Raw genomic sequence first — 13,548 nt, 5'->3', positions numbered from 1 at the left:
TTATTCAACAACCTAAGTATCTCTAAATATAAGTGCCACGTTTCCAAATATAACAACCAGAACTATTAAAAGAAGGTCTTTGTTTTTTATCATGTATTTTACGCTTTCAAGCCATTCAGAAAACTTGTGACTATCACCATTGTTGTTCTCCTCAACAAGCTTTTGTCCAACTGAGCTCTCAAGGGTTATAAGGTGTCTTACAACTATCAATATATTTACTAAAATTCCAAATACAAGCACAGTACCTTTTGTTGCTGCAATCAACCCATATTTTGCAACAAGCACACCCATCAAAGGTGCAAAAAGGTTCCCCATGTTCCATACAAAAACGGTGACAGAGTATATTGCAACCCTTTCATTCTCTGTTGCATCTTCCATTAACAAAAGTCGCCAAGCAAGTTCAGAGATTCTCATAAGACCGTTGAAGATTGTAGCTATCAAAAACCACACAAAGCTTTTGGCAAAGAAGAAGATATAGGCATACACGCACCATGCTAAAAAATCACCTATGAGAAGGACTTTTTTTCGTCCAAACCTATTCACAAGCATACCAGCAAATGGTGAGGTAACAAGCATTACTAAGTTCAAAATTGTAGAAAGAAGGCCTATCTGATAGTCCTTTACCCCAAGCCTTGTCATGTAAAGAGAAGAGTAGATGATAAACATAGCGTAGGGAATAGTGAATATTGGCTCAAACAGCAAAATTTTTTTGGCATTTGGATTTATTTCTTTAAAAGCTGCAATTAACTGCTCTATCTGTGCCTTGATTTTTACCATAACAATCACCCCAAAAATACAAAAACACTATAGCTGGCTATTGCCTTTATCAAAGCTCTCCACCAATTTTAATATTATTAATTCCCTCTCTTTTCGCACGATTATAAATTTGGTGTAAATATTCCATTTCTAAATCCTGTATACCGCAAAGTTTGCTATCTAAAACATCAGGTGTGTATTTGTAAGGCTTTATAACATAGAGCTTTGCGTTTTTAAGCCACCTTGCAATCTCCAAGATATCCTCAATGGTATGAAGATTTTTGTTGACGGTTGTTCTAAATTCATAGTCTATTTGAGAGTTTATTAGAAGATTAACTGATTCCTCAATTTTTTTAATATCTTTAAATCCTGTAAGCTCAGGGTATTTTCTGAGTGGTGCTTTTATGTCCATTGCTACATAGTCTAAAAGATTTTCTTTCAAAAGTTTCTGTAAAACCTCTGGTCTTGAACCGTTTGTGTCAAGTTTGACAAGAAGATCTCTTTGCTTTATCTTTTTTATAAACTCTGTCAGATACTTTTCATTCAAAGTTGGCTCTCCGCCCGTGATGCACACAGCGTCAACTATACCTTTTCTTTTGTCCAAATACTCAAAAAATATACTGTCATCCATAAAATCTCCTTTGAAGTTTACAAGCTGGGAGTTGTAGCAAAATGGACACGAAAAATTGCAGCCACCAAAAAAACAAGTAGCTGCAATCTTTTTCGGATAATCAACAGTTGATATCTTCATAAAATCAACAAGCATGAAAATAAACTCCTTTTTGTATATTGTTGATCTTTGCGCTAAAAATGCGTATATTTTATTTTAACCTCTAAACTCTTAAATTTGCAAACCTCTAAATTGGTTAAAAAAGAAAAAAAGAAGACTTATTCAAGTTTTTTTCTGACCAAATTTAAGTTTTGCTCATCCTTGCAGTAAAATTCAAAGTCACAGCCTGTGCAATCTTTTCTTTCTATAGATTCTTCAATGAGCTTTAAAACATCTTCTCTTGTCTTGATACCTCGTATTTCATCAATTGTTTTCATAACATCCTCAAGGTGTTCATCTTCTATTTTATAGTCAAACATTTTTCCTTCTCTTAGCCAGCATATGGATGAATGTACATCTTTTTTTGGTTCTCTTTCTAATATCGCCTTTGTGTAAATAAATAGCTGTGGAATGTACATTGCAAACTTATTGTGGTCAAAATGTAAGTTTGTTTTAAAATCCAAAAGATAAACCCTATCAGGAAGATGATATATCTTGTCTATTACACCATATATTATTTGATCTCCCAACTTCAGATAAAAAGGCATTTCGCTCTCTTCTTTTACTACGTCATTTTTAATTGAATCAACAAATGGGCTGTTAAAAAAGTTGTAAACAAGACTTTTGATTAAATTTTCATCTTCAAACCCATTCTCAGCCATTGCCAAGGCTATGTTTTGATTTAGGCTATCTAACTTGTCAAGCGATGTAAGTTCAAGTACTCTATGGATGGTTGTACCAAGCAGTTTTGCATTCTGAGAGATCTCAAGTTTTGTATTTGTCTCATCAAAAATGGGCAAGCCCATTATATACTTGAAAGCAAAAAGTGCCCTGCAATTTTTAAAATCTATTATGTGCGTAGGTGATAGATACCTGAACCTGTTTTCAAATCTATCTGCCATGATTGTGGTTGGAAGATAAGATTTAGTATGAACCTCAAAGCTTTTGCAAAAATCTTTTTCCAATTTTTCGTTATCTTTTAAATCAATCTTCTCATATTCAATGCCTATTCTCTCTGCTGCTTCAATAATTTTGGAAAGTTCAATCTCATCAGCAAATGACTTTGATCCACCTCTTTTTTTGCCAACAGGTTTTACAGTTGAATTTACTATAAAAAGTCCTGCCATTGGCCTTGTTATTGCAACATAGAAAAGCCTTTTTAGCTCTTGTTTGTCCTGAACATTTGCAATGTCTTTTACCACCTTATATTCATCCTTCATCCATATAGGTGCTATTACATATTCCTTATATTGAACATTATAGCTACCCTTTAGCTTCGGATTTCTCATAACTGGCCCCTGTGTACTCTCACCAAGCCCGATTAAAAACACAATTGGAAAGCTCAATCCTTTTGCCGAATGAATGCTCATTAAAATACTACTATCACTCAAACTTTTACCAAACTGAAGCCTTTCGTTCTGAAGATTTATAAATTTTTCCAGATCATCAACCGAAAAACTTGCGCTCTCTTCTACCAAATCGTAAAACAACCTGACATTTTCATATGCCGGTTTACCAAAGATATTATAGACTTTGGAACTATATTCAAAAAGTTCTTCAAACTCGTACAGAATCTCAGATAGTTTTTTAATATAAAGGCTTTCCCGTGCCTTTGAGATGAAATTTTTTAAGTCATCAGGAACAAGGTCTTGCAACTGCGTTATAGTGCTAAAAAGCGCTTCATGTTGATTTACACCAAAAATCGGGTTTGAAAGAAGCTGCATATAAGCTGATTTTTTGCAAGGGCTTTGCAGCACATTCAAAAGCCCCCAAAGAGGTACAACTTCTCTTTGTTGCAAAAGCCCTCTTTTGAAGTTTATCTCAAGTGGAATGTTATACTTTTCAAAAACCTCTTTGTAAATGTGCACAATACTCTGAATTTTTCTTGAAAGAATTGCAAAATCAGAGTATTTAACTTTTCTTTTTGGTGCGCCACCAATGCTTATCTCAAATTCGTTTTCTACCATTTCTTTTATTGTCTTTGCAACAAAGTGAGCTTCATTTGTAGCTCTATTCTCACTTGTTGGATTTAAAATTTCAACAATCTTCAAAAAACCATCTGCACTGTAGAAATATTTAAGAGGCTTGTAATTAGGAAAAAGGATTTTGCTAATTGCGTCAATCTTTTGACCTAAAGCTGAATTTGTTCTGTAGTTTGTGTCAAGCTCATAAATTATGTTTGATGTTTCTGCCGCCTCATCAAAAACAACAGGTTCTGCACCTTGAAAACGATAAATAGACTGTTTTTTGTCACCAACATAGATTATGTTCTCACAAATATTTTCAAAGATTGTTTTTTGCAAAAAGTTTGAGTCCTGAAACTCATCAACAATAAGGTATTTAAATTTAGAATTTATATCGGCTTTGACCTCAGGAATTTGCAGAAGCTTCGCAGTTCTTTCCAAAATTAGGTCATAAGTAATTTCTTTCAAAAATTCCTTGTCCAGCATCTCAGCTATGTGGTCAAAGATATAGGCAACCTCTGGGTCCAAAGGAATTGCTTTTTGAATGTACTTTGCTGAATTTGAATACTCTTCAATCAAGCCCTGAAGAAGATGAAAATACTCTTCAATAAAAAACTTTTCTAATGGTAATTTATCCAAAACAATTGGAACAACCGAAAGATAATTGTCTATGAATTTGTAATAAAGTGCATTCAGTTCAGGCACTATCTTGAAGTTTGCATCAACTTTTGCTCTCATCCAGAAAAACCTCAAAAGATACATACAAAAGGAATGTATTGTTTTTATGTGTGAAGTTTGAATCTTTGATATTGTCATGATGTCAATATTTTTCTGTCGTGCTTTTGAGATTATCCTGCTTTTTAGCTCCCTTGCAGCCTTTTCTGTATATGTTATTGCCACTACCTCCTGTGGCAGGGCTTTGTCTTGCTCTATCAAATCTACGTACAAATTTGCAATTCTCTCTGTTTTACCACAACCAGCAGAGGCAGTATACATTGATACCTTCGGCATTTTAATCACTTTCCCCTTTTTATGTTCTTCAGAATTTTCAATATAAAATGCACACATGATTGTACTCACATCTAAAACAATTTTTTATTGGATGTTTTTTTTGGTAAAGCTCAGGGTCATGAAGTCTTTGAAGCAGGTCTTTTAAAGTCTTCAAACTCTCTTCTGTTTTGTTGTCAAGCTCTTCTTGAGGGCTATTTTCATATATCACAAACCTTGGCGATTCATAAAGAAATATTGCTGCAACCTTTTCTAAATTGAAAACATACTTAGCAAGCCAGAGCTTGTCTATCTCGTTCCATTTATTTGAATGTTTTGCTTTCACAAATCCGAAAATCTCTTCATTACCCACTTTTATAGCAAAGTTTGGAAAAAGCTGAACCTCAAACCCTTCAAAGTTTTGTCTTATTAAAAGATTGTGCTGTCCAATGTTTTGTGGGATAAACTCTTTCACGCCACTTTTGAACATACCTTCAGCTATCTCAATTGCTATCTCCAATATATTTTCTGCAGATTTCCTTTTTACAACATCATTTGCGGTATATCTTAAGTTTTGAAGAATAAAATCATAAGTTTCTTGTGGCTGAGCAAAAGACAAAATTTTCTGGATACTCATATATAGCACTCTCAAGTTTGAAGAAAAGAAAGAATCATCTTCTTTTATCTGGTCAACTGAGAATTTTTTGAATGCAAATTTCAAAGGACACTCATAAAGATAAATCAGCTCTCTGTCTTTGATTTGGACAATTTCTGGCACATGTATCCTCTTTTCATCTTGACTTTTTGAAACTCTGTTTGCATTTTTGATTAGCTTGTGTTCTTTATGAGTAACAATTTCATGGTCTGGTAAATAGTTGTTTTCAATTTCAACAATATCAATTCCTTCTAATTCCAAAAACGGACTTTTGCCAAGATCTTGCTGATAAAAGCGTGGGTATGACATATAAACCTCATAGGAATTAAGAATACTTCTGAAACTTACTAATTCCTTTTGAAAGTTGTAATCAAAATCCTTTATCTCATCAAGCCCAAGCTCAAGCTTTATCTGATTATTCATCAAAAAGCCCTCAAGCCTTGGCTTTGGCAGAATGTCATCTGATAGCCCTATAAAGTACACCTTTTCATAGTCAGAACCTATCGCGTCCTGTGGCAGAAGAATGTCTATCCCATTTAAAATCTTAATAGAAACATCTACCATCTTCTGTGAAAGGACTGTCTTAAATATATCAAGAAACTCCTCAAATGTATAGTCAAATTGAAACTCGCTGCTACTTTTACAGCCATTTTCAAAAACCTCATTCAAGGCATAAAATGCCTTTAAAAACTCAATATCGTTTACAAATTCAGCAGTTTTTGTTATCCCAAGCCTTTCAAAAACTTTTTTGGTTTGCAAAAGCCATGAACTATATGGTTTTGGCGATGTTTCATAATCCTTTTTTATTCTTCTAATTTGATTATAAACTCTTTGGATTTTAATGAGATTTTCTCTTTCTTCATCAAAAGAAAATATACTAAGTAAAAACTCAAGCTCTTCCAGTATACTTCCTATTTGCTCAAAATCCATAATGTGAACATCTTTAATTTTCTCAAACAAAATCTCAAAGTCTGCTTCTTCTTTGTTCAAAAATCTGTGAGTAACAAGACTTTCAAATTTCTTTTTATCAAATTCAGAACCTAAAAATTCTATCAGGTCCAAGACAAACTTGATAAATCCAAACTCTAAAAGACTTTTTTGATAGTCAAAGTTTATGGGCAAAAGTTCTTCCTGAAAGCTCTTTGCTAAAATATCTTTGTATCTGTTTATGTTTGGCACAACAACTGCTGCCTTGCTAAAGTCAATTCTGCCTTCAAGATAATCCTTTTTTAACTCTTTTACAAGAGCATTCACCTCAAGACTAATATTGCCATATGAAAAAGCTTTTAAAAAGGTCTTATTTGAATCATACGTATTTTTTGCAATGTCTGACACAGAAGTAGATGGAAAGCCAAAGATAATATCAAATCCAAGAGCTTCAAGAAATTTAACATTTTCTTGGCAAAGTTCAACGTCATCAAAATAGGGAAGGAAAATCTCTATGCTGGAAAGTTTTCTCGAAAGTAGTTTCAAAAGCCTTTTTTGGTCACTTCTAAAATCAATAAAAAATGCAATCTTTGCAGTGTCGTATTTTTTAAGCTCAATCTTTTCCTCTTCATAAAGCCGAATTGCTAAATCCTGAAGATATGAAAAGTTAACAAGATTATTTTTATCAAGGTATTCTTTATATCTTGCAAAAAGAAGTTTTAACCAGTCATACTTTTCAAAAGAAATTGAAGATGGTAAAGAAGGATATTCTTTTGACTCCAAAAACATAAGATTTAAAAGATACAAAACCTGGCTTACAAATTCATACGTCAACACATTTTCAAAGTCTTTTTGTCCTTTGAAGATTTGTTTTAAAAGGTTAAAAACTATTAATATCTCCTGTTCTCTTGAGATAAATTTTCTTTCTTTTAAAATTTCGTTTTTTGCTGTGCTTAGCAAATCGTCAAATGTGAATATGTCAATGTCAAACAAAACTCCATTTTTTTCAACAACCCTTTCTCTTAGCTTTTTTATGCTAAAGCGTCGTGGAAGGATTATGAGCTGATTAGGTTTTGCGCTATCTAAAAGGCTTAAACTTAGATTTTTGAGAAGGTAGGCTTTTTTCATGTGAGGGTTCTCCTTTCAGGTGAAAATTAAATTTGCAGCAATAAACTGTTTACCCTTGAATTAATTGAACTTCTTAATCTCTGGTTAAAATAATTTGATGTTTTGCAATTTTTACTCCAATTTTTAGTTGAAGTTATAGTATTATTTTAAAAAATTGTATTAAAATAAAACAATCAAAATATTTGTTTGGCAACGTTATATCTAAATCATAAAAGAAATATATATTTACAGCAATATATTTACGTCATGTAACAAATTTTTTTGTATAAATTACTTGTAAAAATGAAAAAATTAATATATAATTTGATTGTGAAATATTTTATTGCGTGAGGTGAAATTTAAATTGGAAATACTAAAAATAACAGTTTCTGGATTTAAAAACATTCAAAATACCAGTATTGAATTTAATCATCCAATAACTGCTATTGTAGGACCAAACGGATATGGAAAATCAAACCTGCTCCAAGCTATAGAATTTGGCAACCATTTTATCAAAGCTAATGAAAAAACAAAATCATCAATGATGAGTTTTTCGCCTTTTATACCTATTAACAAAAACATAACAAATTCTGAGTTTTATTATGAAATCGAAGCCAAAACTATCTTTGACGGAATGGAAGTAATAGTAAACTATGGCTATAAATTTACATGGTCATCCAAAAATATTAATACTTCAATTACAGAAGAGTGGCTTAAAATAAAACCGAATCAAAAAGGAAAAAGGTATTCTGAATTCATTCGTCGTACCTCAGACAAAGCTTTTATCAAGTCATCACCTAAGGACAGATGTGACAAGGAAACCAAGATTGAAAGCAACAATTTAGTGATTAACAAGTTAAAAAGTAATGACGAGCTCTTTTATCACAAAATAGTAGATGAGATAAACAAATTGAATATTGAAATGATATCCAAGGTTTTACCTGAATTGTCTTTCTATTTAATACCTTCTAAGACAAGCTTGCCCAAGTATTCTATAGAAGAAAATATCCTCTTTGACATATTAACCACTGTGTATGACTTGAAAACTAACTACCCAGAAAAATTTGAATATCTAATGAACGGATTTAAAAATATATTTCCTTCTATAGAAGAATTAGATGTTGCTGAAGTTAAACCGCAGAGCATTTTTAAAGGGCTGCCAAAAGATGAAGAATTTGCAGACAAGATGTATATTATGCGTGTGAAAGAGAAAAACTTAACAAAATCTCTAAATATCTCCTCTTTATCACGCGGAACTTTGCGAATATTTGCCTTTTTAACATCATTGATATTAGCTGATTTAAAAGGTTATTCATTAATTGGGTTTGAAGAGTTAGAAGATTCTATTCATCCAAAATTGTTGCAAAAATTGCTTATAACCTTGTCAAATATGAGCGATAATTGTAAAATAATAATAACAAGCCATTCACCTTATTTGATACAATTTTTAGATATTGATAACATTTGTTTGGCAGTACCTAATGATAAAGGAATTGCTGTGTTCAAAAAATTACCACTTAATAAACGTAACAAAATCTATAATAAAATTAGGGAAATGGGAATGAACTTGGGAGACTACATCTTTGAAATGTATATAAATCCAGATGAGGAATTTTTAAAAATGCTGGGAGCAATAGAGAATGAGCAAAAAATACAAACAGATGGTAGTGTTCTTTTGTGAAGGAGATACTGAAAAACCACCATTTAAGAAAATTTTAGATTATTTGATTTCAATAAGCTCCAAAAAGATTCCTGTTGAAGACCCAATAAATGTCAAAGGTTCTGGAAAATGTAGAGATATGCCTGTAAAAATAATGCAAAAAAGATATTTGAAAAGTAAAGAATTTATAGATTTTTCTTTTATTGTGTTTATTGCCTTTGATACGGACGTTTCAGAATACAGTCCTAAACCTCCTCTCTCAATATACCTTTGATTTTCTCAAAATATCTCGCGATTTCTTTAAAATTCGCTATCGAAACAAATAATTTTGTTCTTGATATTGTTATTATTGCTTTATTCTACCATACCTAGCTTAGACTCAGCCTCTCTCTTGTATTTATCTTGTTGCTCTACCATATTACGGCGGGTATCTATCCACAACAACCATGGTGTTTACCCTCTCATGTCTCTCAGGGTCTTTTCTCACTTGCCCTCAATTCCCTCGTCCCATCTACCATGGCGTGGACGTCAGTTATGCTCGTATGCAGGGTCTTCGCCCGTATGGAGGATGTACTCTGACCACCCGCTCACATTTTTCAATCTACTTTCTATAAAAAATCATTTAATCCTTTCTCCTTCATTTCTTAACCATCAATACATTTTCTAAGATGTGAACTATTATTAAAAGGGGCGCTTTGCTACTCGACATGACTTAATCTCCTCGCAAAGCTAAGAATTTCTTTACCCCCTCAAGATGTGAATCACTCAAACTATTTCTCCTGCTTTAAACTAAGAATGTTCAAGCAATTTTTCTCACTTCGCTTCACTTCACGCTGTCCTTGCTAAAGCCTCTCTCTTTATATCGCTCAACATCTTGTTCCCATCATACTTTACGCCTTTTTTCAAAATCGCATAAAACACCCTTATCAATTTACAACACAGTGCTATTAATGATTGCTTCTTCTTCAAGGGATTGTTCTCTCGCGTGGTGTAATACCTGTGCAGCTGCTTAAATTCTTCATTCTTTGCTACTATTGTAATCATGGCCTTGAACAAGCTACTTCTGAGCCTTCCTCGCCCTCTTTTACTTATACACGTCTGACCCTTGTACTTGCCAGAACTATTCTCAACTATATTGAGTCCCGCTAATTTCTGTATCTGCTTCGAATCCTCATACCTCTTTATATCTCCAACCTCTGAAATAAATCCAACTGCTGTCTTCACTCCAACACCTTTTATTTCAAGAAGCTTATCGCCATTCGGCACCTCTTTCAAAAGCTCTGCCATCTCGGCTTCTATCTCTTCTACTTGCTTGTTTAAAAGCTCATATTCTTCAAGCAAATATTTTATCTCTTGTCTTGCCAGCTTTCTACCTTCTTTTTTACCTATACTTCTTTTGGCAGCTTCTGTTAAATCCATCGCCCTCCTGCGACTAATCGCTCGCTTATCTACTTTGTCACGCCAGTACTCTATAATCCCTTCTACTTCCTTCCCTACTACATCACAAGGCAATGGCATTTCTCTCAGCGTCGCTATTGCTGTCTTGCCTTCCCAATCAGAAAATACTCCTAAAAACTCTGGAAAATATATATCAAGCCAATTGATTATTTGATTTTTTAAAACATTCAGCTGTTTTTGAAGCCTTTCATATATGTTCATCGCTACTCTCATCTCAGCATATATACCCTCGGGTATATTTGGTTCTGTGTATCTTCCATCCTTCACAAGCATTGCTATCGTCTTCGGATCCTTTATATCACTCTTAGTTTGCGTGTTATCATCAAGCTCCTTGCTCCTCTTCACGTGAAAAGGATTCACTAATACCACTTTTATGCCATTCTCTCTTAAGTACTGCTCAAAGCACAGCCAGTAATGCCCTGTAGGTTCTATCCCAACTATCATACTCTCCTTGCCATTTGCTTTCATTATCTTATTTGCCCAATCCAGAAATTTTTCCATACCTTCTTTCCTATTCTCAAATTCTATTCTCTTACCAAGCTCCACTCCTCTGAAGTCAAATGCTCTACCAACATGCCTTTCCTTTGCTATATCTACTCCTACAACTAAAGTTCTTTCTGTGACTTGTAATATCTTTTCATTTTGTGTATACTTCAAAGAGGGTACCTCCTTTGTTGTGTTTTTTCGTAAGTTGTACAACTTACTTTATTAATTTTATCAGGAGGTACCTTATCTTTTCAAATCTCTTTTCTCTTCATTTTCACTCATTTTCGTTCATTACAGGAATGCTCGTAAACAAAAGTTGCAGAGAGCAGCCTTTTTTGAAATATTAAAAGCTTATTCACACAACCATCCCAATCTTCTGCTTCAAAATCTTTATATCCACGTCATGCTCACCGTAAAGTTGTTTTGTGGCTTTGCTTGTTTCAATTAAATCTTCTATCTTCTTTTTAGCATCATCTTTAAAAGCTGTCATCTCTTCTTTGAAATTTAACATCTGGGTTCTAAATTCTACTAAAAATGCAAGGCCATTGTAAAGCGTGTTTATGCTGTTGGTATTCTCTTGGACTGTCTGGCGCAGAGCATAAACCTCTTTGTCAAGCAGCTCAACCTGTTTTTCTAACTCTTCAACCCTCTCTTCAAGCCTACTTACCTTTTCTTCCAGCCTACTTACCCTCTCTTCAAGCCTGTCGACCCTTGCTTCAAGTCTGTCAAGCCTCTCTTCAACCCTGTCAAGCCTCTCTTCAACTCTGTCAAGTCTTAATTTGACCTCACTCACCTCAGTCTTTATCTCTCCAATACCTTCCAATATCTTTTCTAACATTTCTCTTTCTGACATCATAAAAACCCCCATTAAATTATCCTCGCATTATTCTATCAAATTGGTTTAAACATAACGATAGAATAATTTCAATATTATTCCACAATTATAACAACCTTTTCAAGCCCTAAATCTCTTAATAATCTCTGCTGCCATTTCATACTTTTCAAAAGGTGGCATTATATAGATTCCTGAGACCATCCCTTTTATTCTATCAACAATCTCGCAAGCAATCTCTATTCCCTCTTTTACAGGGTCTTTTGAGTTCTTCATCCTCTCACGGATTTTATCTGGTATTGTTATCCCCGGCACCTCGTTGTGCAAAAACTCAGCATGTCTTGATGACCTGAGAGGCAGAACACCCCCTAAAATTGGCGGCAGTTTAAAATCCACCTTTTCAAAAAACCTCTCTAAGCTCTCCACCTCATAAATTGGCTGAGTTTCTATAAAATGCGCCCCATTTTCTATTTTTCGTTTGAGTCTCTCAATCTCCTTGTTCAAATCATCTGCGTTAAGGTTTAATGCAACGCCAATTGTAAAGTTTGTCGCCTTGCCAATTGGATTCCCCATGTAGTCTGTCCCGCTGTTGAGCTTGTTCAAAATGAGTACAAGTCCTTCAGAGTTAACATCAAAAACAGGTTTTGCCTGTGGATGATCGCCAATTGATGGTGGGTCACCTGTCAGTGCCAAAACATTTTTAACACCCAATGCTGCTGCACCTAAAAGTTCTGATTGAAGAGAAATAAGATTTCTATCTCTGCATGTAAAGTGAAGGATTGATTCCACCCCAAGCTCTTCTTTTAATATATGCGCAAGTGCAATCGGTGAGATTCTCACTCTTGCCATTGGTGAATCTGCAATATTTACCGTGTCTGCCCCCGCCTCTTTTAAAAGTTTTACACCTTCTTTTGTCTTTTCAAGCTCTATTCCCTTTGGTGGACTTATCTCAACTGTGAAGACAAACTTTTTACCAAGTTTTTGTGAAAGCTCAGAGGGTGTGTCTTTCAAAATGCTCTTTTGTTCTTCTTTCTTTTCAATAACCTCAATTTCTACACTTTTGCTAATTGTCTTTATCCTCTCTTTTATAGCCTTTATATGCTCAGGTGTTGTTCCGCAGCACCCACCTATTATCTTTGCCCCACATTTTACATACTCATCTACAAACGAAGCAAAATAATTTGCAGAAGTTGAATACACAAGCCTTCCTTGCAAAAGCTGAGGATAGCCTGCATTTGGCTGAACAGAAAACGGTCCTTTTAAATGCTGGGAATATATCTTCAAAGCTTCTAACGTCTGGTGTGGACCGTTGCCACAGTTAAGGCCTACAACATCTGCATCAAGGTTTTTCAAGAACTCTATAACCCTGTAAATGTCCTCACCGTACGCTGTAGTTAGCTCTCTTGAGAATGAAAACTGGACAATGTATGGAAAGTTACTGTCAAGCTCTTTTAAAGCTTCAATCGCAATAAAAACTTCATGTGTGGATGCAGCTGTCTCAAACAGAATAGCATCCACACCTTCATCTAAAAGAAAATAAAGCTGCCTTTTATAAACCTCTTTTGCTTTTTTGTCGTCTATCTCAAATCCACTGCCAACCGGCTTTCCAAGAGGACCAACGCTTCCAATAACATATGCTGTTTGCCCTGCTACCTCTTTTGCAAGCTTTACAGCGCTTCTGTTTACTTTCTCAACTTGCCCTTCAAAACCGTAGAGTTTTAGTTTGCACTCATTTGCACCAAATGTATTTGTCTCTATACACTGGCTTCCTGCTAAAATGTAGTCGTTGTGAATGTTTTTTACAAGATCTGGGTTTGAGATGTTTGCCCACTCAAGTGGAAAATCTTTGTTATAACCTCTGTTCAAAAGTTCTGTACCCATTGCACCGTCAAAAAGCACAATATCCTGCTGACTCAAAAACTCTCTAAAGCTCTTCAATCCAGCCCC

General features: G+C 34.4%; 8 protein-coding genes and 1 pseudogene. 2 read left to right on the top strand and 7 right to left on the bottom strand.

What is annotated here, in order from left to right:
* Positions 1-15 precede the first annotated feature (15 nt).
* From ELD05_RS02800 to ELD05_RS02785, 4 genes and pseudogenes are all read right to left on the bottom strand, one after another.
* Positions 16-777 (bottom strand): annotated as a pseudogene (locus ELD05_RS02800) (MFS transporter); the annotation flags it as partial.
* A 49-nt stretch (positions 778-826) separates the two neighbouring features.
* Positions 827-1,522, bottom strand: coding sequence for an anaerobic ribonucleoside-triphosphate reductase activating protein (locus tag ELD05_RS02795; RefSeq protein WP_127351274.1), 696 nt, complete (start codon positions 1,520-1,522; stop codon positions 827-829).
* Positions 1,523-1,644: 122 nt separating this feature from the next.
* Positions 1,645-4,500, bottom strand: coding sequence for a UvrD-helicase domain-containing protein (locus tag ELD05_RS02790; protein ID WP_127351273.1), 2,856 nt, complete (start codon positions 4,498-4,500; stop codon positions 1,645-1,647).
* Between the two features lie 37 nt (positions 4,501-4,537).
* Positions 4,538-7,186 carry a 3'-5' exonuclease gene (locus tag ELD05_RS02785; RefSeq protein ID WP_127351272.1) on the bottom strand — a complete coding sequence of 883 codons (2,649 nt, stop codon included), beginning with the start codon at positions 7,184-7,186 and terminating at the stop codon, positions 4,538-4,540.
* 343 nt (positions 7,187-7,529) lie between these two features.
* On the opposite strand from ELD05_RS02785, the gene ELD05_RS02780 reads away from it, so the two are divergent.
* Together ELD05_RS02780 and ELD05_RS02775 are read left to right on the top strand one after the other, a co-directional pair.
* The gene (locus ELD05_RS02780) at positions 7,530-8,846 is read left to right on the top strand and encodes an AAA family ATPase (protein WP_164742573.1); all 1,317 of its coding nucleotides are present in this window, start codon (positions 7,530-7,532) and stop codon (positions 8,844-8,846) included.
* On the top strand, positions 8,806-9,099 hold the full coding sequence (locus tag ELD05_RS02775) for a hypothetical protein (protein ID WP_127351270.1): 294 nt from the start codon (positions 8,806-8,808) through the stop codon (positions 9,097-9,099). The genes ELD05_RS02780 and ELD05_RS02775 overlap by 41 nt, the downstream gene beginning before the upstream one ends.
* Before the next feature lie 554 nt (positions 9,100-9,653).
* Here ELD05_RS02775 and ELD05_RS02770 read toward each other — a convergent pair.
* From ELD05_RS02770 to ELD05_RS02760, 3 genes are all read right to left on the bottom strand, one after another.
* The gene (locus ELD05_RS02770; protein WP_127350861.1) at positions 9,654-10,940 is read right to left on the bottom strand and encodes an IS110 family RNA-guided transposase; all 1,287 of its coding nucleotides are present in this window, start codon (positions 10,938-10,940) and stop codon (positions 9,654-9,656) included.
* A 184-nt stretch (positions 10,941-11,124) separates the two neighbouring features.
* The gene (locus ELD05_RS02765) at positions 11,125-11,622 is read right to left on the bottom strand and encodes a hypothetical protein (protein WP_164742572.1); all 498 of its coding nucleotides are present in this window, start codon (positions 11,620-11,622) and stop codon (positions 11,125-11,127) included.
* Between the two features lie 102 nt (positions 11,623-11,724).
* Positions 11,725-13,539 (bottom strand): bifunctional homocysteine S-methyltransferase/methylenetetrahydrofolate reductase, encoded by a 1,815-nt coding sequence (locus ELD05_RS02760; protein ID WP_127351268.1) that lies wholly within the window; start codon positions 13,537-13,539, stop codon positions 11,725-11,727.
* Positions 13,540-13,548 lie beyond the last annotated feature (9 nt).

This window comes from Caldicellulosiruptor changbaiensis (assembly GCF_003999255.1).
Classification (GTDB): Bacteria; Bacillota; Thermoanaerobacteria; order Caldicellulosiruptorales; family Caldicellulosiruptoraceae; genus Caldicellulosiruptor; species Caldicellulosiruptor changbaiensis.
Note: the sequence above shows the minus strand (reverse complement) of the source record. Positions and strands in the feature narration are given on the sequence as shown.

Bases quoted from the DNA above. Each gene is read 5' to 3' on its own strand.
- ELD05_RS02775 (WP_127351270.1), top strand. From the start codon at position 8,806: ATGAGCAAAAAATACAAACAGATGGTAGTGTTCTTTTGTGAAGGAGAT.
- ELD05_RS02795 (WP_127351274.1), bottom strand. From the start codon at position 1,522: ATGCTTGTTGATTTTATGAAGATATCAACTGTTGATTATCCGAAAAAG.
- ELD05_RS02790 (WP_127351273.1), bottom strand. From the start codon at position 4,500: ATGCCGAAGGTATCAATGTATACTGCCTCTGCTGGTTGTGGTAAAACA.
- ELD05_RS02765 (WP_164742572.1), bottom strand. From the start codon at position 11,622: ATGTCAGAAAGAGAAATGTTAGAAAAGATATTGGAAGGTATTGGAGAG.
- ELD05_RS02785 (WP_127351272.1), bottom strand. From the start codon at position 7,186: ATGAAAAAAGCCTACCTTCTCAAAAATCTAAGTTTAAGCCTTTTAGAT.